This window comes from Candidatus Zymogenaceae bacterium, assembly GCA_016931225.1.
Classification (GTDB): domain Bacteria; phylum Desulfobacterota; class Zymogenia; order Zymogenales; family Zymogenaceae; genus JAFGFE01.
The window spans coordinates 19,209-44,978 of sequence record JAFGFE010000012.1 but is presented as its reverse complement, the minus strand read 5'-3'; the positions used below and the strand labels follow the sequence as shown (position 1 = coordinate 44,978).

Genomic DNA, 25,770 nt, shown 5'->3' with positions numbered 1-25,770 from the left:
ACAATATTGCGGTTCCCGATCCATCCGGTACGTCCGAAGCGGCGCTCCCCCCTTCCCCGCCACCGATGGACGACGTCGCATCGCCTCGACTGTTTTAACCGTGTTCACATCACCCTATCACCCGAGCATCGCGCATGTGCCGGCTATTTCATCATGAAGCGAAAATTGCACAGATCATCGCCCTTTCCCAGTGTTTTTGCACGATGCAAACCTATCCCGAACGCGTCAAAGGTTATATAGTCGATGTCACAGAGAAACGGGGTAAACTCCCGGGCGTTTTCAGACTCATAGAGCGTGCATATCCCACATTCCGTGTAATCTATCCCGTAATGAAATGTTTTCCCGTCCCCCTCCACGAAACGATAGACCCAGTCTCCGGGGTATGTCTTCCGTTGTGATCTCTCCGCCTGCTGTTTTCTCCGTTTCTGGCAGTACCCGGACATCAGGTATGCGCCCCGTAATCTGAGCATGAATGACGGGTAGGAAAGAACGCGCTCCCTGATGACATCATGGGTGATGCCCCCGATCTCCTCCACATTCATATTTCGTGCTTTAAGTGCCTTATAGTAAGCCAATATCACGGCGGACTCGATAATGTGAAAGGTAAGAAAATTCGATTTGCCGCCGATATCAGGAAGCCGGGACGCTATCGAGAGGAACTCTCTCTCGGCGCGATCGATGATATCCGAGACGTCTCCCCCACTAAAGCGGCCTTGCAGAACCTTCCGCCAGTGACGAGCCTGCTTGTTGAAAAGCCGCAGCATCTTCTTTTTGGAATAAAACGTATCTCTTACTTCTTTCATGTCCCAATTCCCTCCTGGATTTCGCAAAACACTCTCTATCAGAAAGATACTCTTATCCACTTAGTTAGTTGTGCCTAACTTTATACGAGTTACGCTCCACCGTCAAGGATAAATTCTCTGCTACGCAATGAAAATAAAATGTCGGGGCGAATATTTTTTACTCCCGCTTTATATCTTTAAATATTTAAAAAACTACTATAGTTGTTATTGAATTTTCTTCACATTTGGGATACATTCTTTCAACAGGATGAGTGCCAATTTTTTCAATCAGGAGCACATCATGAAAAAGAAATGCATTGTTACCGTCACGGTGATTCTCATATGCACGGCAGTGTTCATCTCCTCGTGCGAGCTGGACGTGACGGATGACAACGCCATCCGAATGCTTGACAGCATGAATCCACAGAAAAGAATCGAAGCGACTCGGACATTGGGGGAATTGGGCGATCCTCTTGCCACAGAACCGCTCATCTGTGCGCTGGAAGATAAGAATGATGACGTTCGTATGTATGCAGTCTGGGCCCTGGGAGAGATCGGCGATCCCCGGGCCGTGGACCCGCTCATCCTGATGTTACAGGATGACAATGATAATATTAGACGCACTGCCGTATTAGCCCTGGGGAAAATCGGCGACTCCAGGGCCACGGAGCCCATCATAGAGCTGTTACAGGATGAGACTGTCGAAGTTCGAAAGGCCGCCGCGAAAGCCCTGGGAAAGCTCGGCGATCCCCGGGCGATAGAAGCGCTAATATCAATGCTCAGAGGTCCCAGTTTCAATCTCACCAAGCCCGGAACCGAGGTGTCAGAATACGTCAATGATTCCATGTCACGTGAACCCTTCTGTGTTCTCTTGTGGGCTTTGGATGATCCGCATGCCACCGTAAGAGAAACCGTATCTCATGAACTGATACATATAAGCGATCCTGCAATCATGCCCCTTACCGTCGCGCTTGCAGATCGTAACGACTATATCAGAGAGGCCGCCGCCATTACTCTGGGTGGCATCGGCAGTTCTCTTGCCGTGGAGCATCTCATCGAGGCGTTAAAAGATGAAGTGGGATTGGTGCGATTGGCGGCGTCCATCGCCCTTGGCGAAATCGGCGATCCTCTCGCGGTCGAGCCGCTCATCGAGACGTTGCAGGATAAAGATATTGACGTAAGAATATACGCAATCGAAGCCCTGGGTAAAATCGGTGATCCCCGGGCCATCAATCCGCTCGTTGAGATGCTGCAGGATAATGTACCGGATATTCGTCAGTATACGACCTGGGCTTTAGGAAAGATCGACGATCCCCGGGTCGTGGACCTGCTCATCGGTGCGCTGGAGGATAAAGATGCATATGTGCGCTCCGGTGCGGTTATAGCCCTGATGAAAAACGATGATCCCAGGGCCGCCGAAGCACTCATCGGCGCATTAAAGGATGGAAGTCCGGATGTGAGAGATACTGCGGCCTGGGTACTGGGAAACATCGGTGAGCCGGGAGCGGTCGAGCCGCTTATAGAGACGTTACGTGATGAAGATATGTATGTTCGAGAGAAATCCGCCGAGGCCCTGGGAAAGCTCGGCGATCCCCGGGCGGTCGAGCCGCTGATGATGTTGTTGCAGGATGATAAAGAAGTTGGTGTCCGATACACTGCAGCCTGGGCGCTGGGGAAGATCGGCGACGCCAGGGCCGCGAAGCCTCTCATTGAGACGCTGAAGAATGATGATGTTTGGATTCGGATTTCTGCGGCTCGAGCCCTGGGGGAAATCGGCGACCCGGCATCAATTGATATCCTGAAGGAGGATTTAGATAAAGATGAAAAATTCTGGGAACTGGTCGCCCTCGGATTTCTGGGCGATCCCCGGGCGGTCGAGCCGCTCATCGAGCTATTGCAGAAAGAAAAACGGGGGGCATTTTGTGAAGATGCCATCGAAGCGCTGGGAAAAACCGGAGATCCCCAGGCCGTCGAACCAATCATTGCCCTGTTCGAAGATAAAAATAGTCGTACCAGTGATCGAGAGACTGCAGCCATAACTCTGGGTGAACTCGGCGATCCCCGGGCCGTAGATTCGCTTATCAAGGTATCGAGGGATGAATATGATGGTAGACATGTTCGAATGTTTGCAACCGAAGCCCTGGGAAAGATCGGTGATCCCCGGGCCGTGGAATCGCTCATCACGGCCCTGGATGATGAATACTGGTATATCAGAGATACCGCGGCCATATCTCTTGGGGAGATCGGCGATCCCCGGGCGGTTGAGGCTCTTATCGATGCGTTAAAGGACGGAAGGAGAGAAGTTCGAGCGGCCGCGGCTTCCGCACTGGGGATGATCGGCGATCCCCGGGCTTTCGAGGCTCTCACGGAAGCCCAGTCGGATCCTCGAAACAGGTATAAGAAAAATGTCCTGGCGGCCATCGATCATGCTCTCGAGGTGATTGAGGCGGATTGACCGGTCATTTCCAGGATTTTGTTACTCCGCTCCTAAATATAATAAAGGCCGGCATCATGCCGGCCTTCACATTTATTCCTGTGGCGACACCGCCCGATCCTCCGGAACTACTCCCCCATATCTTCCAGGGCGTCATACGCCTCTTCTTCGCCCATATCATACGCCTTTATCATATCGGCCCGCGCCTTTTCTTCCTCCCCCATTTCCCGGTAAATCAGGCCCCGGGTGTAGTACGCCCAGGAATAGTCCGGCATCAGCTCAATCGCCCGATTTATGTCCGCCAGCGCCTCGTCGTATCTCCCCAGCTCGCGGTAGATATTCGCACGGGTGTCGAGGGACGATGGATCATCCGGCTCGAGGCCGAGGGCAACGGTAACGTCCTCCAGGGCCCGGTCATAATCGCCCATTTCGTAATATATCCACCCCCTGCTGTTGACGCCATACGCCTTGTCGGGATCGATCTCATAGACCCTCGTGAAGTCCGAGATCGCCTCGTCATATCGTTCCAGCAGATCGTAGGCGTCCCCCCGGTTGTAGTACGGTTTTGCGTATTCTGGATCAAGCTCAATGGATCTGGTGAAGTCCGAGATCGCCTCGTCATACCGACCCAACGACTTGTGGGAGACCCCCAAACCGTTATGGGCGATTGCATTCGTCGGATCGATTTCTATGGCTGCTGTGAAACATTCAATCGCCTCGTCATACTCTTGGGCATAGTAGTGCTCAATCCCTCGGGCGACCCACTCATCGGCGGTCTCGGCACCGGCCGCAACGGGAAACAGTAACAGGCCGATAAGAACAACGTATGATAAAATGCGATATTTCATGATATATCTCCCTATATACATATCGTCTCTATCCGCTATTCCTTCATCCGATAGCGAAAGAGGCAGAAATCCTCTCCTGTGGTCTGTCGCTGAAAAAGCTCCATCTTTACGTCCTGGCTGTATCCCTCCAGTATCTTGTAATCGACGTACTTGCAGTAGATATGGGCGTATTCCCCCAGACCCCAGGTTTTCTCCGCGTTGTAGAAGGTGCAGTGACTCACCTTTACCACCAGGTCGTCGTCCTGGATGTCCGGGATCGGCTGGAGGTTTTTCGAGGAGTCCAAGTCGGAGCAAATCCGCCGGTTCTTGAACGTCAGGGGAAGTCCCAGTCCTTTCACATTTTCGGCGATGCGCCGCCCCCGCTTGAAGCCGAAGCGTTCTATCGCCTCCTTCAGCACCTTCTTCCCTCCTCCCGCCCCAGCTTTTCCATGACGACCTTGGCGGTGGCTGAAAAGAGCTGGGCCGCCAGGCCGAAGCCGGGGGGCTTGTATCGATCGCCCACCACCTCCTCCTTCCGGGGCACATCCCCCAGATAGGCGAAGTCGAAACCCTCTTTCTTCTCCCCGGTCAGATCATCTATTACGATAATTTCCTTCCTGTATGCGGCCTTTCTATAACGTCCCGATCGGACGTCATCCGCCCGCATCATCTACACACTTCGGGTGGCTCTCCCCATTCCAGATACGCATAGGCGCTGTGGTTGTGAATACTCTCGATATTCTCCGCCGACACCGAAAACCACCGAAACAGCCCAAGCTCCATCAATCCGTCGGCGGTCTTTCGAACCACGTCCTCCACGAACATCGGGTTCCGGTAGGCCAGCTCCGTCAGGTGCTTCTCGTCCACCCGTTTGAGCAGGGAATACACCCCGGCGCTTGCCGATCCCTCGATCAGTGTTATGATGTCCTCGATCCAGAAGAACTTTTCGTACAAAAGGCGCACGTGGACGTAGCCCCGCTGGTTGTGGGCGCCGACGTCCGCGATTTCCCGGGAACAGGGGCACAATGTCGTCACCGGGACCCGAATGCCGACGATGAACTCGTCATCCTCGCCGCTGTATCCGTGATAGCTGCAGGTATATTCCATCAACCCAAGCTCATTGGAGACCGGCGCCATCTTTTCTATGAAATAGGGAAACGTGATATCAATATGGGCGGACTGGGCGCTCAGGCGCTCCTTCATTTTATGAAGGATCTCATTGACGTACCTGACGTCGATTTTCTCCCGATATTCGTTCAGAATCTCGATGAACCGGCTCATGTGGGTGCCCTTAAAACGCCGGGGGAGATTCACGAACATATTGCACGTAGCGACGGTATGCTGGGTGCCCCTGGCCTTGTCCAGAACCACGATGGGATAGCTGATATCCCGAACGCCCACCTTGTCGATGTCGAGGTGATACGGTCCCTGCTGATTCTGAACATCCTTCATGGTCTATTCCATATACGACGCCCGGGAGTTTTCCGATTCCCACACATCCACCCGAAAGGGTGTGGGATGACCCTTGCCGGCCAGGCGGGTGGATAACTCCCCGTGTATAAATCGGGCCAATCGCTCCGATGAGGGGCCGATGTTCTGAAAGGCATCCAGGTCGTTGAGAAATGTGTGGTCCAGGATAGTCAGGACCTCCGCGAGGACCGTTTTAAGGACTCGAAAATCGATGACCGTCCCTCCATCGGTGAGGGTTTCGGATCGGACAAACACCTCCACGGTGAAATTATGGCCGTGAAGCTTTTCACAGCCGCCTCCCACCTCGGTGAGTTGGTGGGCCGCAGAGAAATGATCTTTTACGGATACTTCATACATGTCGTCCCCCCCATCACTTCACATTCTCGATGGTCACCCGGGGAAGAATGGCCTCCACATCTTCTTTTCGAGCCAGCTCCGTCCCCGGCGTCATGGCCGCCGCCGCCCCCGCCGCCACTGCAAGGCGAAGGCACGACTCACCCGCCTCCCCCCGGGAATGGGCCAGGACGAATCCCGCCAGGAACGAATCGCCCGACCCCACGGTACTGTCCACCTCTACCCGGGGTGGAATCCCGAGAAGCCGCACCCCGTCCGAGATAAGAAGCGCCCCGCTCTCCCCCATGGAGACGAGAATCGTCTTGACCCCCCACCCCTGAACGATCTGTGCCGCTCCGAGGGCGTCCTCGACGGACGAAAGCCGCCGATCCACCAGGCGCCCCAGTTCGTGCATGTTCGGCTTAATAAAGTCGGGATGCGCGTCGACCCCCCGACGCATCACCTCGCCGTCGGCATCCAGGGCCACCAGGGAGCCCCGCTCCCGGGCGATGGCGACGATTTGTGCGTATATATCAACGGGCACGCCCTCCGGCACGCTCCCGGACACGATGAAATAACCGGGGTCCTCCACCTGTCGAATCTTGTCCAGAAGTTCCCCGATCTCCACCTCGTTGACCCTCTGGCCCGAGGCGTTCAGCGACGTGTGGGTCTTCTTGTTTTTTTCGAATATCAGGATATTCGTTCGGGTTTCGCCCCTGGTCTCCACAAAATCGCACCGCACACCCTGGCGCAACAGCCGCTGTTCCAGCTCCATGCCGTGGAATCCCCCCATAAAACCGAGGGCCACGCTCTCTCCCCCCAGCACCTTGACGACCCGCGACGCATCGATCCCCTTGCCCCCGGCGTAGCTGTGCTCATGCCGGATGCGGTTTGCGTCGTCCGGGACCAGCTCGTCCACCTCAAGCGCCCGGTCGAGGGCGGGGTTCAGCGTTACGGTATATATCATAGACACCGGATCCACTTCCTTCCATGTCGTCTGTGACGTATCCCATCCATGGTTTCGTTTATCTTAACACAGCGCGACGAAATCATACTAATACAGCCCGACTTCATTTGTCAAATTAAATAGTTGACATATTGATATATAACGGTATAATTTATAAGTTTATCTTGCACATTACCTCACCACTGGGAGGCCGCCATGTCCCTCAAAGAACAGCTTGATACAGATCTCAAGGAAGCCCAAAAAAGCCGCGACTCAATTCGAATGAACACCATACGCATGCTCAAGACGGTCATAAAGAACCGTGAGGTGGAGAAAAAAGGGGAGTTGACCGATCAGGAGCTTCTCCAGGCGGTCAATTCACAGGTTAAGGCCCGAAAGGAGGCCATTGAGGAATACAAGAAGGCCGGTCGAGACGAACTTGCCGACAAAGAGCAAACGGAGCTGAAAATTCTGGAGGCATATCTCCCCGATCAGCTTACTCCCGAAGAGCTGGATACGCTTGTCGACAACGCCGTCAGTGAAACCGGCGCCGCGGGCCCCAAAGACATGGGGGCGGTCATGAAGGCCCTGATGCCCCACGTCACCGGCCGGGCCGACGGGAAAACCGTCAGCCAGAAGGTCAAGGAAAAGCTGGCCGGCCTGTAGTCCCCTCTTCCCGGTTGATATGCATGTACGTTTTGAATCCCGTCCGTAAGGATGCGAACGGGCGGTGTTGCTTTTATCCGTATCTCCACGGTTCGGTGTACCACTATGGACGAACGCACAAAAGAGGTACTCGAATACCCGAAAATAAAGATGATCCTTTCGGATTTCGCCGCCACCGGTCCGGGTACGGAGCTGTGTCTCAATTGTGAGCCCCTCACGGATTCGATCGACCTCTCCAGGCTCCTGAAAACGGTTTCGGAGTTTCAGGAGCTGACATCGGTCGAGGGAAATGTTCCAATGGGCGGCGTCAGCGATATCGGGCATCTTCTCGATCAGCTCTCGGTGGAGGGGGCGTATCTGTCGTCCCATGAAATCCTGGATGTCCTCTCCAACCTGGCGGCCTACCGGCGGATATCGTCCTTTCTGAAGAAGCTCTCCGAAAACTACCCCCTGGCCTGGAGCACTGCGGAGCCGATCGTGACAACCCCCGATCTCGAAAAAAGAATCGAGGAGTCCATCGGAAACCGGGGGGAAATCCTCGATACCGCAAGCAACCGTCTCAGGGAGACACGAAAGGGGATTCGTCAAAAACGGGACAAGCTCCAGAGAATTTTGAACGCCCTCATCGGCTCCGCATCGTCCACAGGCGTCCTCCAGGACGACATTATCACCACCAGGAACGGTCGCTTCGTTATCCCCGTCAAGGCGGAGTCCAAGGGGAAAATTCCCGGCATCATACACGATAGGTCCCAGAGCGGCGCGACTTTCTTCGTCGAACCGCTGGACATCATGGAGGACAACAACGAGCTGTCGTTTCTCATCAAGGAAGAGGCCGACGAAGAGATCAAGGTGCTCAAGCGCCTTTCCGGTGAAATCGCGGATTTTGTATACGACATCAGGGAAAACCAGCGGCACGCGGCGATCGTCGACGGCATGCTGGCCCGGGCGGAAATGGGGCGGGCCCTCGGGGGGATCGCCCCGGAAATATCGGACGACGGCAGCGTTCTTTTTCAGTCGGCCAGGCATCCGCTTCTGGCCCACAGCGGCCGGGAGGGGATACGGCATCGATTCAACAGCGACACCGTGGTCCCCATCGATATATCCATCAGTGGTGCCATCCGCACCGTCATCCTCTCCGGCGCAAACACCGGCGGCAAGACCGCGGCACTGAAAACCCTGGGGCTTCTTTCCCTGATGTTCATGACCGGCATCCCCATTCCGGTGGCGGAGGGAAGTAAGGCCGTCGTGTTTCAATCCATATACGCGGATATCGGCGACGAGCAGGACATCGAGGGGAAGCTCTCCACCTTTTCCGCCAAGCTCCTCAGGCTCAACGACATCCTCAACCGGGCGGGAAAGGGCTCTCTTGTGCTTCTCGACGAGATCATGTCGGGGACCGATCCGGAGCAGGGAGGCGCCCTGGCCCTGGCGTCCCTGGAATATTTAAGTAAAAAAGATGCAACGACTCTCGTTACAACGCATCTAAACTCAGTGAAGGCGTATGCCCTGAATCGGGAGGATGCCGTCAACGTGTCGGTTGTGTTTGACGAAATCACCCACAGTCCCCTGTATCGGCTCCACTACGGCTCGCCCGCCGGGAGTAACGCCATCCTGGTGGCCCAGGGTCTGGGCATGCCCACAGACGTGATCAACACAGCCCTGGGGCTTTTGACGGAAGAAGGCAAGCGCCTGGGCGATCTGATCGCTGATATCGAGCAGGAGCGCCTGCAGGTCCTGAAGGAACGGGAGACGCTGAGCGCCATCAAACATCAACTGGAAACGCTGGAGAAAAAATCCCGGGAGCTCTTCGAGGTCCTCGACCGCTCACGAACCGACATTCTCGACTCATTTTCCGAGAAACTTTCTCAAACCGTACACGGGTACGAGGAGCGATTCAGGGAGCTTTTCAGTAAAATGGACTCGGCCGCGGTCAAAAAGGGCGAGGTCCATAACGAGTTTTATCATACGAAGCGGGAACTTCTCGAGTCGGTACCGCGGACGGAAACACCGCGATCCGACGATTTAAACATCACACAGGGGGACGATGTCACCCTCAGGGGACTCTCCACCGTCGGAAAAGTCTTGAGCATCACGGACGACAGGGCCGAGGTGGATATGGACGGAAGGAAGGTCATCGTCGACGTTCATCAGCTGGTCAGATCCCTGAAAACCCCCCGGCGCCGGGGCGCGGCCCATTACGACGTGACGTCCGATCCGGTGACGGAGGTGAATATCATCGGCATGCGCGTGGAGGAGGCCATCCCGGTGGTGGATAAGGCCATCGACAACGCGCTGCTCTCCGGCATGAACCAGATAGACATCATACACGGCATCGGCACCGGCCGACTCAAAAAAGCCATCAGGGAACATGTGAAGGAACACATGCACGTCAGCGACGTCAGGCATGTGGAGGCAAACGCCGGGGTGACCACCGTGGAGCTTCGGTGAAACGAAGGAGTGGAAAGAGGGAAAAAGAGCGGCACGCTCATTACGGCCCGGGGCGGCGGGATACCCGTTTCGGTCCGGGGGGAGAAGATGACCTTTTCGATCTCTCTCATGGCATCCATATACGAGAGCGAACAGGGAGCGAGTCGTCGCCCCCTTTAGAATAAAAAACTGAACAATCCACGGGGGATATTCGTGGCGGGAATCATACCGGATCGCACCATCGAGACGATCAAGGAGCGGGCCGACATTCTTGAGGTGATCTCCCGGTATGTTCCCATGAAAAAAGCGGGGGTCAATTACGTCGGCCTGTGCCCCTTTCACCGGGAAAAAACCCCCTCCTTCACCGTATATCGGGACAAGGGATTCTATAAGTGTTTCGGCTGCGGCAAGGCGGGAGACGTCATCGGATTTTTGATGGATCTCGAGGGGATGAGCTTCGTGGAGGCGGTGACCGACCTGGCCGCACGATACGGGATCCCGGTGGAGACGGAATCGTCCGGCTCCGCAAAAAAAGATAAAAAGTTCACCCGCCTCCTTGAGATAAACCGAGACGCCCAGGCGTTTTTCTATGAACAGCTCAAGGGGGACAGGGGACGGCGGGCGGTGGACTATCTCAAGTCCCGGGACATCGAGGGAAAGACTGCGGCGCTGTTTTCCCTCGGATACGCCCCCGGCGGCTGGGAAAACCTGGTGGAATATTTCAAGAAGCGGGGGGTTGACGCCCGGCTTCTGATCGACGCGGGCCTCGCCATACAGGGGGATCGGGGACCCTACGACAGGTTCCGGGATCGGATCATCTTCCCGATCAAAAACCGTCGGGGGGAAACGGTCGGATTCGGCGGGCGGGTCATCGACACCGGCGAGCCGAAATATATGAACAGCCCCGAAACCCCGGTGTATCACAAGGGGAAAATCCTGTATGGCTTGGATGTGACTGGCTCCGCTATTCGGAGGGAGGGACAGAGAAGACAGAGACAGGGATGGGCTGTGATCGTTGAGGGCTACATGGACCTGATCGCCCTCTACCAGGGGGGCGTAGAGAACGTCGCGGCGACCCTGGGCACGGCGCTGACATCGGACCACCTGGGGGAGCTGAAGCGATACACGAAGGACGTGACACTGGTGTTCGACGCCGACGAGGCGGGGGCCCGGGCCGCGGAGCGCACACTCCCCCTCTTCGGGGAGGGCTCAATATACGCCACGGTTGCGGTACTCCCGGACGGCGAAGACCCGGACAGCCTCATCAGAAAGGGCGGCCGGGAGACCTTCATGAAACTGGTCGACGAGGCACCGGAACTATTTACTTTCTGCCTCGATCGTGTGTTTGCTCGGCACGATATTGATACCGTCCGGGGACAATCGGCAGTGTTGGAAGAAGCGGTGCCGATCATCGCCGTCAAGCACCAAAAGCATGAGCGAGATTATTACATTAACCGCGTTGCGGATCGATTAGGCGTGAGGCCGGAATCGGTGCTGACACGGCTTACTCAGATGCGTCACGCGAGGCCCGGACAACAAAGACAACACGAAGCCCGGAGTGAAGCGGACGCCGAAGGAAAACCGGACTCCCTCACGCCGTCCCGCATCGAGCGGGATATATTCAAGGTGGCGGTCAACTACCCGCACCTCATCGATCGGGCCGGGCTGACACACGAACATCTGGAGCTTTTGGAGACGGAGGCGATCAAATCGGTGCTTTTTCGTCTCCTGGATGACGAGAAGACGGGCAACGCGATCAACGTGTCGTCCTTGATTCCGGGAGACACGCCCCCGGAACACACGGAAATCCTGGTGAATATCGCCGCCATAGATCGGGAAAAGAACGAAATCCCGGACGAGGAGACGGCGCTCTCGATGCTTCTGGGATGTGTTCGAACGCTGGATCGTCAGAAGAAAAGGCGGGACATCAGGCGGATCGACGTCCAATTGAAGGAAGAAACAGACGAGAAAAGACAGCAGGAACTGCTGGAACGGAAGAATAAAATTATTAGACAAACATAACTACTGAGGGGTGATCGAATGGCAAAGACTTCCGGAATTGATGAGGTCAAGCAGCTCATCGATTTGGGGAAAGAAAAGGGATATCTCACCTACGACGAGGTCAACGACGTGCTTCCCGCGGACCTCTATCCCGACCAGCTGGACGACATCATGAACATGTTCGGCGAGATGGATATCGACATCGTCGATTCGTCCAAAAAGGCCAAGGTCGTCAAGCCCAAGGGGAGCGATTCGTCCTCGGACGATGACGACGATGACGATTCCGACCAGGAGGATGTGGAATACCTTCCCGGCCAAATCGGCAAGACCAATGATCCGGTCAGGATGTACCTTCGGGAAATGGGCTCCATCGCCCTGCTCACCCGGGAGGGAGAGGTTGAGATCGCCAAGCGCATCGAGGGGGGGGGACTCATCGCCCGGGACGAAATCCTGAAAACACCGCTGGCCATAAAGGAAATCCTCCTTTTGGGAGAACGGCTCGGAAAAGACAAGATCAAGATCAAGGACGTGGTGAAGGATCTCAACGACGAGTACACCCTCAACAAGCAGGACGAGAAGGAGTTCAAGGATAACTTCATCTCATCCATTGAGAAGATCAAAAAGATCGACGATCGCATTAAGAAATATAAAAAGAGCCTCTCTGGGACCGAAGACAGGGAAAAGATCAAAAAGAACATCGAACAGTCCCAGACGCAGCTCTTCAATCAGATCAATAAGCTTGAGCTGGAGAAAAAACAGGTCAACCGATTTGCAAACAGGCTTAAAACCGCCAAGGACCGCCTGAACGCCGCCGATCGGGAATTACAGGTCATAGAGGATCAATACGGAATCTCGATTACCGAGCTGAAGCGAAGGATCAGAAATTCCACCAAGGATAAAAAGGAACGGACGAAGCTCGCACGTTCTTTGAAGATGAGATCCTCCGACGTGGATGAACTGGATAAAACGATCCAGAACATCCAGCGAAAAATCCGACGCATTGAACAGGATACCGATATGACGGCCCACCAGATCAGGCAGACCGTCAAAAAAATCGAAGAGGGCGAGCATCTCGAACAGGTGGCGAAAAACGAGCTGGTCAAGGCGAACCTGCGACTGGTCGTCAGCATCGCCAAAAAATATACCAATCGGGGTCTTCAGTTTCTGGACCTGATCCAGGAGGGGAATGTGGGCCTGATGAAGGCGGTGGACAAGTTCGAATACCAGCGGGGATACAAGTTCTCCACCTACGCCACCTGGTGGATTCGCCAGGCCATCACCCGGGCCATCGCGGACCAGGCCCGCACCATCCGCATCCCGGTACACATGATCGAGACCATCAACAAGCTGATCCGCACCTCCCGCTACCTCGTCCAGGAGATGGGAAGAGAGCCCACGCCGGAGGAAATCGCCGAGAAGATGGAGCTTCCCCTGGAAAAGGTGCGCAAGGTCCTGAAGATAGCCAAAGAGCCGATTTCGCTGGAGACGCCCATTGGGGAGGAGGAGGACAGCCACCTGGGCGACTTCATCGAGGACAAGAAGATTCTCTCTCCCAGCGAGGCGATCATCAACATCAACCTGTCCGAACAGACCAGAAAAGTGTTGGCCACCCTTACTCCCCGGGAGGAAAAAGTGCTCAGAAAGCGCTTCGGCATCGGCGAGAAATCGGATCATACCCTCGAGGAGGTGGGACAGGATTTCGACGTCACCCGGGAGCGCATCAGGCAGATCGAGGCCAAGGCCCTTAGAAAGCTCAGGCACCCCTCGCGGAGCAAAAAGCTCAAAAGCTTCATCGAGGGATGAGCCTATTTCAGCATAGAGGAATTTTTTGGCTTGACTCATACTGATGATTGAGATAACATGTTTATTTATGCGGGGGCCCATAGCTCAGTTGGTAGAGCCACCGGCTCATAACCGGTCGGTCCCAGGTTCGAATCCTGGTGGGCCCACCATCCACATTTAAATCGGAGTCCACTCTGGAGGAGGGAGGGTGGGCCTCAACGGAAGACTCGTCGGCGGATGTACCGTTGCCCGAGGGCCGGATCAGCGTACATAGCCAAAAGGAACCATGAAAAAACCGGGCGTACAGACATACCAGCATCGTGAAAAACGGACGATGCCCGAAGTGAAATCACACGCAATGGCTGTCAACACATACAACGCCGCATCCTCTGAAACGAGCCCGCGGCGACAATAGATGAAGAGGTGCTTTCAAAAGCACCTTTTTTTATGAAATGGAACCGACTGTACAGGACATTATAACGATCGTAGAAAGCATCGCGCCTCTTTTCACCGCGGAATCCTGGGACAACTCCGGATTCCAACTGGGAGAGAGAAGCGCACAGGTGAAAAAAGTCGCACTGTCACTCGACGCCACCCCGACCGTCATCCGCAGTGCCGTATCACAGGGCGCCGATCTTTTGATAACGCATCACCCCTTGATCTTTCCCCACATCACGCATATCGATCGCGGCAGTGCTTTCGGCGCCGCCGTCGCCTGGGCCTTTACACACGATCTTTCCATTTACTCCTCCCACACCCCGCTGGATCACTCCCCCCAGGGCACGAACCTCGCCCTTTCGCAAACGCTGAGGCTTCTCGACCCGGCGCCGCTGCCCCGGCGATTGGACGCGGAGGCGGCCGACGGCATCGTCTTTACCGGAACGCTGAAACGCCCTATGCCCCTGGCGTCGTTCGCACAATACGTCAGGGACACCCTCGGGGCGACGAGCGTGCGCTATACGGGCGACGGAGCGAGCCAGGTGTACGTCATCGCCGTTTGCGGCGGGAGCGGCGGTGATTGTATCGACCGGGCGAGAGAGCGCGGGGCCGATGTGTTTGTCACTGGAGAAGTCAGACATCACCAGGCGTTGGCGGCCCTGGATACGAATATACACATTGTTGAGGCGGGGCACTACCACACCGAATGGTGCACGGTGCCCCTTTTGGAGAAAATCATCAGGGAGGGAGCGGAGCGAAACGATTTTACAATCGATGTAGAAATCGTTTCAGCACCCTCCCCCTTTGTCTCGATATAGCGCGAAACATGCACCGCTCGCCGAACTCATGTTTTTTTCGGCGAACGACGAAACAAAAGAGGAGGGAATATATATCGTGGAAACAAGCCTGCAAGAAAAGGTCGCATTGCTCAAGGGTCTGCAGGATCTCGATAGTGAGATATCCACATATCGAACGAGAATCGAGGAGCTGCCGAACATCATTGCCTCCCTCAAACAGGAACTGAAAACGATTCAGGGTCTGATTACGGGTCTCCAGGAGCAGATCAAGGAGCTTGAAATTGAACACAAGGTTCGCGAGCTGAAGCTGAAGGAAGAGGAGGAAAGTATCAAGCTGGCCGAGGAGAAACTCCTCGTGGTCAAGACAAACAAGGAATATGAGGCGGCCCTGAAGGAGATCACCGATCACAGAAAGAAAAATTCCGCCCTGGAAGACTCACTGTTGTCACTCATGGACCAGCTCGACACATTGAGAAAGGAAATAGAGGATAATCAGGGGCTCCTTTCGGAGAAAACCTCAGAGAATACGGAACAGATCGAGAGTCTGACACGGGAGAATGAAGATTTATTCGGCAAAATGCAGGTTCTGCAGGGTGAAAGGGAAACCTTCGCGAAGCATCTTTCTCGTGATGAGTTGAGACGATACGAACTGATGATCACCAGAACCCACGGCCCGGTGGTCGTCCGGGTGGAAAAGGGAATTTGTTCAGGATGCCATATAAATCTCCCACCCCAGCTCTTTAACGAATTAATGAGAGACCGCGACCTGAAAACCTGCCCCAACTGCAGCCGGATGATCTATTTCCAGAATGACGAGGGAGAAGAGGCCGTATAACCAATGGAGGTCGATGATACCGATGGGCGACCGCGATATACATCGGGAAGCCGTAGCGCTTCTGAAGCGTCTCGCCAAAGACGACGCCGCCCGAATTATTTCGGAGTTTCTGGGAAACACCGAGTGTGAGCGCACGTCCGAGTTGCTCGGACGGGCGGCGGAGAGCCTCGAGGCATCGTTCCCCACGAGTGATGCCGTGAGAACGACACCCGGAAAAGCCGCGTTTTCCGCCTATGTCGACGGAGCGTCCAGCGGCAATCCGGGCCCGTCGGGCATCGGTGGGGTGCTGTATGATGAGAACGGCGATGAACTGGAGCGGTTTTCCGAGCATATCGGCGCCGCTACAAACAACGTCGCCGAATACCGCGCCCTCATCCATGCCCTGGGTCGTCTGAGGAACCTGGGAGCCGAACATGTCCGGGTATTCACCGACTCCCAGCTTCTCCAGCGCCAGACGACCGGCGATTGGAAGATCAAGGATGAAAAGCTGAGAGAGCTCAACCGTACGCTTCGGGACATCATCGATCGCTTTTCGTCGTTTGAAATCACCCACATCGGCAGGGAAAAGAACCGCTTGGCCGATCGCCTGGCAAAGCGGGCCGCCGAGAGGTAGGCTGAAGAACGAACCGCGTCTCACCTGTGTTCCAATTGAGGACATTGAGTCCGCCCTGCCGTTCCCCCTCCCGATCATTCGATACTTTCCTGTTTATCTTATCGCCTATTTGACATATAATGTTTCATTGTTCTCTCTTATATTAATTCTATACACAAGGAGGATATTATATGTCTGCACAGCAAAGCGGCGGCTCCGGCGGGAGCCGGAGAGGAGGAGGCGGCGGCCAGGGCAGAACCGGTGGACAGGGAAGATCGGGCGGCCAGGGCAAGGCCGGCGGACAGAGCAGGGGCGCACGCGGTACGAGCCGGCCCGATGCCGATCGGGGACAACCGTCCTCCGGTGGACAGGGAGGGACCGGCGGTCAAACTAAGGCCGGCGGGCAGAGCAGGGGCACACGCGATACGAGCCGGCCCGATGCCGATCGGGGACAGCCGTCCTCTGCCGGACAGGGGGCGGGCGGCGGGCGGACTCCGACCGCCGGGAGGGACCAACAGCCCTCCGGCGGGCAGACCACGGGATCTCAGTTGGGCGGCGGCGGACAGCCCGGCGGCACGAGAGACACCTATGTGGAAACCACCACAACAACCGATGAGCCCACGGGAAAGAAGAAACGCGGCTGCTGCGGCGGTGCGGTTGTGGGGGGTATTGTCCTCGTCGTGATCATCATCATTGTCATTAAGATGATCAGCTGAAACAGGTATCGGTACTCCACTATTTCATTCGCGAACAATCTCTCAATCTTACAGGGAGAAGAGACGCACGACCACACGATACAAAAATACGAGAATCGGAGCAGGCAAGGTGATCGCCGGCGAAGCGGCCTAACAGTCGATTCGCGGGAGGAAAGTCCGAGCTCCACAGGGCAGGGTGCTGGGTAACGCCCAGTGGGGGAGACCCCAAGGAAAGTGCCACAGAAAATACACCGCCGGAATTCGTTTCCGGTAAGGGTGAAATGGCGAGGTAAGAGCTCACCGCGGTTCGGGCGACCGAACCGGCACGGTAAACCCCACCCGGAGCAAGACCAAATAGGAAGGCGCTGTCCTCCTTCGGGGGGACTGGAGGGCTGCCCGCCCGAGTCTTCGGGTAGGTCGCTTGAGACCCCGGGTAACCGTGGTCCTAGATAAATGATCGCCGCCCCCCGACCGAAAGGCGGGGGGAACAGAACTCGGCTTACTGCCTGTCTCCGACTTTTTTTCGGGAGAAATCACATGACGTCCGGGGAAACGAAAAAAAAGAGAGGATGCATTATGAGTTGCGTGAACGTTCTCCTATGGCTCACGCTCATCATCGTCGCTGTTTTTTTCATCAAGGTGTCACTGATCCCCAGAATACCGCTCATCGGGAAAAGCACCGAGAGCAAGGTCTACGTCGCCCTGGGGTATCATATGAACCTCTATCACTCCTACCGCATCGATACAAACGACGAGGCCGGCTTCGGCAAAGACATCCGCATCATCCGGCACATCATCGATGTCATGGACGCCCATAACAAGGCCGGCTCCAACGTTTCTGGCGTGTGGGATATCGAAAACCTCTTCACCCTGGAGGAGACCCTCCCGGAGTACGCCCCGGATATTATCGAGGACATCAAACGCCGGGTCGAGGAGGGGCGGGATGAAATCATCCTGATGTCCTATAACAACGGCCTTCCGTCGGCGATGACCGAAAAGGAGTTCCTCGATTCCGTCAACAGGGCCATCACCAATCCCTCAGGCAGCGGGGTACGGGACATCTTCGGGATGTATTCTCCCATCGTGAGACCCCAGGAGATGATGTCCTCCCCCGGCGAATTTCAGCGATACAGAGACCTGGGCGTCAATACCATATGCCTCTATTACAGCGCGATCCCATTCGACGCCCTGAGGGTGTTCCTGGACCCCCTCACCTCCGAGGAGGCGCACAACCCCTTGCTCTATAAAAACGACGATACCGGCGAGGAGATAATCGTCATCCCCACCTATAACCACGGCGACATGGCCGAAAACGTCTCCATCACCAAGTGGGCCCGGGACCTGCACCGGCTGCAGCTCCGGGGAAAAATCAGGGGGGATGTGCTCATCTTCATCAACCTGGACGCCGATGATGAATACTGGTACGGGTATGACTTCCCCCCGTATCTCTCATGGCTTCCCAACACCGGAGGCATCGAACAGATCATCGAAGAGGTGGACGCCCTGGAGTACGCGGAGTTCACCACCCTTCAGGAGTACCTGGATACCCATGAACCGGTGGGTGAAATATCCTTCGGACAGGACACGGCGGACGGCAACTTCAGCGGCCTGAGCTCCTGGTCCGAAAAGCACAACAGCCACACCCACTATACCGCGGTGGTAAAGGACAGGCGCTACCACGAGGGCGTTGAGGCGGTTTACGACCTCCTCGGCCAGGGCAACATCCCGCCCCAGACGAAAACGCTCCTGAGCCACTCCTACGAGCTGAGGCTCCGGCTCCTCTCCACCACAAACTTCGGCCTGGCCGCGCCGTTGTTGGCGAAGAACCGGGAGAACGTCGCCGAAAACATTATAGAAGACATGCTGTCCCTCTCCGGCGAGGCCTGGGAGTCGGCGAAAGCCCTCCTGGTCGATCGTCTGACAAGCGCGCCCGTACCTGAGCCGAGCGTGGAGGGGCTCACCTTTGTCGACGGCTTCATGCTCCTTTCCGACGAACACAATCCCGCCGCCAGGCGATATATGCTTCTCCGGTTCGATATTTCGGGCCTGAACCTCACACCTGAGGCGTTTTATATCGTGGACGAAGGGGGGAATGTCGAGCCGACACGTCTTCTCGACACGACCGAAAACAGCAATGGTACGGCCGGCGAAGCCGTCGTCATGGTCACGGGGCTTTCAATGAATACCCCCTACTTTCTCTTCGTCGGTCCGAAAGGCCTAATCCCTGTGGAGAAACCTTCAACCACGGCGGGGAAGACCGTGCTCAAAAACGATTCGATTACGATTGAAATATCCAAAGACGGGATAATTGAAGCGGTTTTTCTGGACGACATCAAGCGGCTCGACCGATACAGCCTGACACCGCGTCTCTCCTACCTGAAGGAGGATCGGGAGCTGTCCCTGCGTCCCGGAAGGCTGACGGCGACGGTCGAAAACGACGGGACAGATGGCGTCGCCCGGGTCAATCTTTCCGGCGATTTCAACCTGCCGGAGGTCAAGGGGAGCGAATCCGGCTATATTAACTATACCCTGACGGTCATCGACGGCCTGCCGTATGTCTTTCTCGAGGGCGAGATATTCTACCCCGAAACCCCCCGGGAAGACCTCATGGGCGGCCCGAACACGCCGATGCTTCTGAGGAAGCTGGACAGCGGCTGGTACGAGACGGCGCCGGCGGAGCTGTTTTTGACCTCAACGGCCACCGAGGCGTCACCGTTTAAAATCATCAAGCGAAATCTCCTGGGGGTGGACGCCGGGTACGAACTGGACTATTTCAAGCATTCGAACAAAAACCTCAACCTGGCGAACGTCAACAACCACATCACCGGCTCCTACGTTGCGGCGGCGGGAGACAACGGAGGTGTGGCGGTGGCCATGGATACATCGATTCTGGCGGATTTCGCCTTCTGCCCCATGAAGATGACATACGACGAAGACCTAAAAACCTTCACCCTCTCGATGAATCCCTTCGGCGCCTACTTCGGCGATCAATACTATTATCCCACATGGGGCGACCAGGCGGGATTTGAGGTGGCCCTGCTGTCCGGCCAGCAATACAAGAGCCCCGCCCCCACCTACAACGGAAAGCGATCCAGCTTCTCTCTCATGGTGGCCTTTTTCGACGGGGACGTGCTGCCTGAGGATGTACAGTCGGATATGATCGCCTTTTCCGCCCCCCCCATTATCGTGACCGGTGGACGGATGATTCCCATCCAGTCTGATTCGTACGTGGAGAAATCCGCGGCGCCCACGGGGCTGGTGAGCGGCTCGGACGGGAAGGTCGATTACATCATGTGGGAGAAGGCACCCGGGAATCCCGTGTCGTACAAGGTGTATCTCGGAAGTGAAAGCGGCGTCCGGGACGAGGTATTTGAGACCGATGAAACGACCGTGGTCCTCGATGACCTAACGGCGGGAAAAACCTACTACACGTCCGTGGCGTCGGTCTATGCCGACGGGATGGAAAAGGGACCCACCGAAGAGATCAGCTTTGTCTCCAAGGCGGCCGTCGAAGGCGGCGGTATGAGACTTCCGATATCACTGCAATTGAAGGTGCTCATCAACGGTCTTTTGGCGCTGATCGATTGACATTCCTTCGATTCAATAAAGTTATTATAAAAACGGCCGGGGTGCTCCCGGCCGTTTTTTTATTCTCTTACAGACCCAAAAGGCGCCGCGCGTTTTCGCCCAGTATGTTCTTCTTGAATTCATAGCTGATATCGACTTTATCGAGCGCCTCAAGGGTCTCGGCAAAGGTGAGCAGCGGATTGTCGGTGGCGAACAGCACCTTGTGCTCAACGTTGAACTTACTATACACATCCCAGGGGAAATAGTGGTAGAGGTCCGGGTAGGCGGAAATATCGATATAGACGTTCGGGTGGCGCGCCACCAGGGACGCCGCCTCCATCATCCAGGGGAAGCCGCAGTGCCCCATGACGATCTTCATGTGCGGATACTTCAGCGCCACCGGCTCGATGAGCAGGGGGTGTCCCAGCCGGGCGTCGGAGCCGGGGGTGGAAAGCTGGTGGGCCACGTGGGTCCAGACGATAATGTCGAGATCGATCGCCGTCTCCCACAGCGGATCGAACTTCGGATCGGAAAAATCAAAAAGCTGCATGGGGGGGACCAGCTTCAATCCCCGGCAGCCCAGGTGCCTTACGGCGTGAATGAGCCGATCCACCGCGGAGCGTCCCATGCTGGGATCCACGCTGGCGAAGGGGATAAAGCGATCGGGATAATCGCCGGCGAGGGTGGCGACGTCTTCATTCGTGACGGCGATGACGCCGAAGGCCGTGGTATAATCCGCCGCAACAATGACCGCCTTGTCCACCGATGCCGCGTCCATGTCCGCGATGATATCCGAAACGCTTCGCTGGGTGAATATATATTCCAGCATGGCGGTGATGTTCTTGAAACGCTCCTGATCGATCATGGAACCATACAAGCGCTCCGCCGCTTCGTTGTAGCCGGGAACGATCGTCGTCTCCTTGCAGAAGGGGTGGGTATGCATATCGATTATCATGGCAATGTCTCCTGTCGTATGACGAAATATAACACTGAGTATCATCGCACAGACCGGCATCGGGACGCAAGGACTTTTCCCGACGCCTCGTGGATGTATTGCACCCTTCCGTTGAGAGAGAAGTATCACCCGTCGGTTCCGTCTTGACTTTTTCCCCGGCTTGTGTAAGCTGTTACCATACTCTCCCGTGTTACTCATCACTGTTTCAAACTGCATGTGAAAAGGTGGCGTTATGACCGCATCCTCCCCCCGCTTTCGCGTTATATTAAAAATTTTTTTATATGTGTTTGCGGGGCTCATCTTCGCCTTCGCCCTCTTTATAGCATATGCGGTCCTCTTCGGGCCGCTCCCCCTGCCGCCGTCGGTGGTGGATAACGCCGCCTTGGGCAAGGAGCCGAATCCCTTCTACGACGGCGACGGCGCTCTGATCGCCCACATCGGCCGGGGAGACCCCGCCCTCCCGGAGGGCCCCGGCGTGGTCATCGAGGAGCCGCTGACAAGCGACATCCTGAAAGAGGAGCGTCCCCTGTTGATCTACCTCCCCCCCGGATACGATGAGGAGCGGAATGATCCATACCCGGTCATCTTCACCCTCCACGGCTCCAACGGCAGGACGCACACGTGGATCAACCTGCTCATCGGCCCCCTGGAAGACGCCATCGAGGCGGGAACGGTGCCGCCGGTGGTGGTGGCGTCGGGGGATTATTCCATCTCCGGCAACGGGAGAGACGACCCCGATACCCCCTTCGATGACCGCAGGGGAGCACGGTACATCAACAGCAACCGGGGCCGTTTCAGGGATCATTTTTTTGAAGAGATCGTCCCCTTCGTCTTTGAGACCTACCATGTCCGCACCGATCCCGACGGCGTTGTGCTGATGGGAAATTCCATGGGAGGATTCGGCGTGCTCTACTACGCCCTAACGGAGCCCGACTTTTCCCACGTACTCGTGCCCATCTACCCCACCGCCGACATGCGATACGGCATCGACGGCGACAAGATCGCCCCCTACGATCCCGCATCGTACCGCCCCATCGACACCGACGATCCCCGTCGCATCGTCAACGGGGCGCCGCTTTTCGGCCTCTTCGGCGTCACCGAGGAGTGGATATACTACGCCGTGTTCGACAGCGACACCGAGCCGGGGGAGGTATGGACCGAGGACCTGCCGGTTTGGAAACGCCTGAAAGATCACAATCCGGTCGATATCCTTCGGGACGCCCCCCCCGATCTTTCCGGCCAGCGCTACTTCATCATCGCCGGCGATGAGGATGAATTCAACTCCGACGACGCCCTCACGGTACTGCTTCCGCTTTTGGAATCCACCGGCGCCGAGGTCGATCCGGAGACACACATCATCCCCGGCGGGCGTCACGACGGTGCGTTTATCACCGAACACCTGGACGAGATTTTTCTCTGGCTGAGCATGCTCCTGACGGACCGGGGCTGACGGTATGTATTGCATATCGGCATATCATTAATTATACTACCTCATTTGTGGAGTGTATTATGAGCATACAGAAATCATCCGGAGGTATCTCGCCGGCCCGTATCGGGCTGTACGTGGTGCTTATCTTCGCGGCCGTCATCGTGTGCGGCGCGGTGTACGCGCTGATCGCGGGTCCTCTCCCCATCCCCATCCCTCTGAACAACAAAATGGCCCCCTGGGCCGACACCATACCGACCTACGACGGCGGCGGCGAGCTGATCTGTTACATGTCCGCCGATGATCCGCTCTTTCCGTCCGGCGAATCGGTCACAAAAAAAGACCCGCTCTACAGCCGCATCCTGGGGGAAGACCGGCCCCTGATGGTCTACCTCCCCCCGGGATACGACGAGGGGAGGAGTGAGCCGTATCCGGTCGTCTTCGCGCTCCACGGTTTTTCCAGCCGGGGCCAGAACTGGGCCGACATGCTCATCGAGCCGGTTGAGGGGGCGATCGCATCGGGGGATATGCCCGCCACTGTCCTGGTATTCGTCGATTTTTCCATCTCGGGCGACAGCTCGGACGACCCGGAGACCTTCTGCGATGAGCGGGGCGGCTCCTTTTACATCAACAGTAACCTGGGCAGGTTTGAAGATCACTTCTTCGAGGAGATCGCCACATTCGTCTTCACCTCGTTTAACGTCCGCACCGATCCCGAGGGCGTGGTGATGATCGGCGGCTCTATGGGGGGCTACGGCGTTCTCTACTATGGAATCACCCACCCCTCCTTCTCCCATATCCTGGTCCCCATCTATCCGGCCGCCGACCTTCGCTACGGCATCGACGGCGATAAAATGGCCGACTACGACCCGGAGGGCTACGCACCCATCGATACCGACGATCCCCGCCGCATCGTGGACGACGCCCCGGTGTTCGGGCTGTTGGGCGTAACCGAGGAGTGGATCTACTATTTCGTTTTCGACAGCGACCGTGAGCCGGGAGAGGTCTGGGCCGAAGACCTGCCGGTATGGGAGCGGATGAGGGAGGCGAATCCGGTGGAAATCCTCGACCCGGATCGGGATGACATCGAAGGTCAGCGCTACTACATCATCGTCGGCGGCGACGACGACTTCAACTTCAACTCGCACATCCCGATTTTGGTGCCGCTTTTGACGGAGGCCGGCGCCGAGGTCTTTCCGGAAGAAAACGTCATCCCCGGCGGCATCCATCATGAAAGCTTCATCCGAGCCCACATTGATGACATCGTCCGCTGGATTGGATCCGAGATCAGATAGCAGCACGGGAAATACGGCAAGGAACACAACACTCTCTGTTACCACGAATACATCGAAAGGAAGCGAATGACACGAACGGTTGAAATCATCGGCGCCGGACTCTCCGGCATGACGGCGGGTATCTGTCTTGCCCGGGAGGGATATCAGGTGACCATCCTCGACGCCCAAAAGGAAATCGGCGGCTCCCCGGCCATGCACCCGTCGGTGCACACCACCCCGGCGCAACTGCCCGAGCTGATCGAATACATCGGGATCGACATATCGGACAATTTCGTGCGGTGCGACCCCTACCCGATCTTTCATTACAACAAAAAAGTGCTGAAATTCCCCGCCTACGTCGCCCACAACAGCGCCTACAGCATCGAGCGGGGTCCGCGCCCGAGCTCCATCGATCATTTTTTGTATCGACTGGCGAAAGAGGCCGGTGTCTCGTTTACCTTCGGAGAGCGGATGGAGTTTTCGGACCTGGCCCCCGGCACCATCGTCGCCACGGGGCTGGCCCCCGACGCCTACAAAAAACTCGGTGTCGCCTATCGTGATCTGTACGGCGTCTGGTCACATCAGGAGACGGACGATCCCTCCTCCACCGCCTTCGTCTACATGGGCTTCTTTTCGCAGGATTACGCCTATACCGCCCGGGTCAACGGGCTGGACTATTCCCTCCTCTTCTCCCACCACGACCCAACGGAAAAAGATATGGCAGCTTACAAGCGGGTGCTCCGGGCCGTGGAGTCCAAGGAGTATCCCGAGCCGTGGCGACGGGTGAAGATGTGCGTGTCGGCGGAGCCGAAGCTCTTTTCAGACGGTCTCATCCTCGCGGGCACCCTGGGGGGGATGATCGAGCCGTTCTGGGGCTACGGCATCGTGGGGGCGTTGATCTCCGGCCGTCTCGCAGCTACGGCGGTGACCGATCCCGACCGGGCCGCACGGGAGCACGCGGCGTTCAGCCGCGGATTTAAAAAGAAGCTCGTCCGCCGGGACGTCTTCGCCCGATACCCGGCCTGGAAGAGAGGGCTTCTGACCAGGGCGGGCCTCGCCTGGGCGCGGCTCCAGTGCACATGGAACAAGGAACTGGCCGGAAAACAGAGGGAGCCGCTGAAGTGGTTTCGCTGACGCAATAGCATAGGCCAGAGCATAGATAATAGATATGTACGCGCTTCTGAGAAACCGTACGGGTGTGCGGCGGTCGAAAACGGAGTTCTTTTTCGACGTTTTCCCGGATGAAACCGCCGGAACGCCGCCGCCCGATGCCCGATACGGCCCGTGTAAATGACGACCGCATGATATGCTCTCGTTTGACGGGATCGCATCCGGATATATGTGATGTGAGGCAAACCGTTTCAGAGGTTGCTGAGCCCATAATTAACCTCTCTATCCCGAGCGGCTTCACTGAACCGGAGGGCATGCCGCCGAAATCCTGAGGATACGGCCTTCGGCACAAAAAAACCCCGGGTGGGGATCCCGGGGGATGTGCTTGGTATGTAAGGTAGTGTGGATGAGTG

At 56.5% G+C, this 25,770-nt stretch carries 21 protein-coding genes, 1 tRNA gene and 1 other RNA gene; 15 read left to right on the top strand and 8 right to left on the bottom strand.

The annotated features are described in order from the left end of the window. Nucleotides 1-143: 143 nt before the first annotated feature. The gene (locus JW885_05230) at nucleotides 144-803 is read right to left on the bottom strand and encodes an L-2-amino-thiazoline-4-carboxylic acid hydrolase (protein MBN1881556.1); all 660 of its coding nucleotides are present in this window, start codon (nucleotides 801-803) and stop codon (nucleotides 144-146) included. 280 nt (nucleotides 804-1,083) lie between these two features. On the opposite strand from JW885_05230, the gene JW885_05225 reads away from it, so the two are divergent. Then, complete coding sequence (locus JW885_05225) at nucleotides 1,084-3,237, top strand: HEAT repeat domain-containing protein (protein ID MBN1881555.1); 2,154 nt, start codon at nucleotides 1,084-1,086, stop codon at nucleotides 3,235-3,237. Nucleotides 3,238-3,344: 107 nt separating this feature from the next. Here the strand turns inward: JW885_05225 and JW885_05220 are convergent, their stop codons facing one another. The 6 genes from JW885_05220 to pfkB are packed head-to-tail and all read right to left on the bottom strand — an operon-like array spanning nucleotide 3,345 to nucleotide 6,813. Further along, on the bottom strand, nucleotides 3,345-4,064 hold the full coding sequence (locus tag JW885_05220) for a tetratricopeptide repeat protein (GenBank protein ID MBN1881554.1): 720 nt from the start codon (nucleotides 4,062-4,064) through the stop codon (nucleotides 3,345-3,347). 35 nt (nucleotides 4,065-4,099) lie between these two features. Beyond that, nucleotides 4,100-4,462 (bottom strand): L-2-amino-thiazoline-4-carboxylic acid hydrolase, encoded by a 363-nt coding sequence (locus JW885_05215; protein MBN1881553.1) that lies wholly within the window; start codon nucleotides 4,460-4,462, stop codon nucleotides 4,100-4,102. Next, entirely contained in the window at nucleotides 4,456-4,713 is a 258-nt protein-coding gene (locus tag JW885_05210; protein ID MBN1881552.1) for a hypothetical protein, read from the bottom strand. The genes JW885_05215 and JW885_05210 overlap by 7 nt, the downstream gene beginning before the upstream one ends. Continuing rightward, nucleotides 4,710-5,495: a GTP cyclohydrolase I FolE2 gene (locus tag JW885_05205; GenBank protein MBN1881551.1), complete on the bottom strand. Its 786-nt coding sequence runs from the start codon at nucleotides 5,493-5,495 to the stop codon at nucleotides 4,710-4,712. Before JW885_05205 ends, JW885_05210 begins: the two co-directional genes overlap by 4 nt. Nucleotides 5,496-5,498: 3 nt before the next feature. Next, nucleotides 5,499-5,870: a 6-carboxytetrahydropterin synthase gene (locus JW885_05200; GenBank protein ID MBN1881550.1), complete on the bottom strand. Its 372-nt coding sequence runs from the start codon at nucleotides 5,868-5,870 to the stop codon at nucleotides 5,499-5,501. A 13-nt stretch (nucleotides 5,871-5,883) separates the two neighbouring features. After that, a complete protein-coding gene (pfkB, locus tag JW885_05195; protein MBN1881549.1) occupies nucleotides 5,884-6,813 on the bottom strand; it encodes a 1-phosphofructokinase in 930 nt (309 codons plus the stop codon). 195 nt (nucleotides 6,814-7,008) lie between these two features. On the opposite strand from pfkB, the gene JW885_05190 reads away from it, so the two are divergent. The 11 genes from JW885_05190 (at nucleotide 7,009) to JW885_05140 (ending at nucleotide 20,613) form a co-directional block, all read left to right on the top strand. After that, a complete protein-coding gene (locus tag JW885_05190) occupies nucleotides 7,009-7,458 on the top strand; it encodes a GatB/YqeY domain-containing protein (GenBank protein ID MBN1881548.1) in 450 nt (149 codons plus the stop codon). A gap of 105 nt (nucleotides 7,459-7,563) precedes the next feature. After that, nucleotides 7,564-9,906 (top strand): Smr/MutS family protein, encoded by a 2,343-nt coding sequence (locus tag JW885_05185; GenBank protein MBN1881547.1) that lies wholly within the window; start codon nucleotides 7,564-7,566, stop codon nucleotides 9,904-9,906. 192 nt (nucleotides 9,907-10,098) lie between these two features. Further along, nucleotides 10,099-11,907 (top strand): DNA primase, encoded by a 1,809-nt coding sequence (locus JW885_05180; GenBank protein ID MBN1881546.1) that lies wholly within the window; start codon nucleotides 10,099-10,101, stop codon nucleotides 11,905-11,907. 18 nt (nucleotides 11,908-11,925) lie between these two features. Further along, nucleotides 11,926-13,689 carry an RNA polymerase sigma factor RpoD gene (gene rpoD, locus JW885_05175; protein MBN1881545.1) on the top strand — a complete coding sequence of 588 codons (1,764 nt, stop codon included), beginning with the start codon at nucleotides 11,926-11,928 and terminating at the stop codon, nucleotides 13,687-13,689. 73 nt (nucleotides 13,690-13,762) lie between these two features. Further along, nucleotides 13,763-13,838: transfer RNA gene (locus JW885_05170), tRNA-Ile, on the top strand. Between the two features lie 282 nt (nucleotides 13,839-14,120). Then, nucleotides 14,121-14,924 (top strand): Nif3-like dinuclear metal center hexameric protein, encoded by an 804-nt coding sequence (locus tag JW885_05165; GenBank protein MBN1881544.1) that lies wholly within the window; start codon nucleotides 14,121-14,123, stop codon nucleotides 14,922-14,924. Nucleotides 14,925-15,000: 76 nt separating this feature from the next. After that, the gene (locus JW885_05160; GenBank protein MBN1881543.1) at nucleotides 15,001-15,738 is read left to right on the top strand and encodes a hypothetical protein; all 738 of its coding nucleotides are present in this window, start codon (nucleotides 15,001-15,003) and stop codon (nucleotides 15,736-15,738) included. A gap of 22 nt (nucleotides 15,739-15,760) precedes the next feature. Then, the gene (locus JW885_05155) at nucleotides 15,761-16,351 is read left to right on the top strand and encodes a reverse transcriptase-like protein (protein ID MBN1881542.1); all 591 of its coding nucleotides are present in this window, start codon (nucleotides 15,761-15,763) and stop codon (nucleotides 16,349-16,351) included. 170 nt (nucleotides 16,352-16,521) lie between these two features. Continuing rightward, entirely contained in the window at nucleotides 16,522-17,046 is a 525-nt protein-coding gene (locus tag JW885_05150; protein MBN1881541.1) for a hypothetical protein, read from the top strand. A gap of 97 nt (nucleotides 17,047-17,143) precedes the next feature. Next, an RNA gene (gene rnpB / locus JW885_05145) (RNase P RNA component class A) lies at nucleotides 17,144-17,543 on the top strand. A gap of 58 nt (nucleotides 17,544-17,601) precedes the next feature. Continuing rightward, nucleotides 17,602-20,613: a hypothetical protein gene (locus JW885_05140; protein MBN1881540.1), complete on the top strand. Its 3,012-nt coding sequence runs from the start codon at nucleotides 17,602-17,604 to the stop codon at nucleotides 20,611-20,613. Nucleotides 20,614-20,680: 67 nt separating this feature from the next. Here JW885_05140 and JW885_05135 read toward each other — a convergent pair whose 3' ends face one another. Further along, entirely contained in the window at nucleotides 20,681-21,547 is an 867-nt protein-coding gene (locus tag JW885_05135) for an amidohydrolase (GenBank protein ID MBN1881539.1), read from the bottom strand. A gap of 232 nt (nucleotides 21,548-21,779) precedes the next feature. On the opposite strand from JW885_05135, the gene JW885_05130 reads away from it, so the two are divergent. The 3 genes from JW885_05130 to JW885_05120 all read left to right on the top strand — a co-directional run bounded on the left by JW885_05130 (nucleotide 21,780) and on the right by JW885_05120 (nucleotide 25,381). After that, entirely contained in the window at nucleotides 21,780-22,997 is a 1,218-nt protein-coding gene (locus tag JW885_05130) for an alpha/beta fold hydrolase (protein MBN1881538.1), read from the top strand. Between the two features lie 59 nt (nucleotides 22,998-23,056). Beyond that, the gene (locus JW885_05125; protein ID MBN1881537.1) at nucleotides 23,057-24,268 is read left to right on the top strand and encodes a hypothetical protein; all 1,212 of its coding nucleotides are present in this window, start codon (nucleotides 23,057-23,059) and stop codon (nucleotides 24,266-24,268) included. A gap of 66 nt (nucleotides 24,269-24,334) precedes the next feature. Then, the gene (locus tag JW885_05120; GenBank protein MBN1881536.1) at nucleotides 24,335-25,381 is read left to right on the top strand and encodes an NAD(P)-binding protein; all 1,047 of its coding nucleotides are present in this window, start codon (nucleotides 24,335-24,337) and stop codon (nucleotides 25,379-25,381) included. The last annotated feature ends 389 nt before the right edge of the window (nucleotides 25,382-25,770 follow it).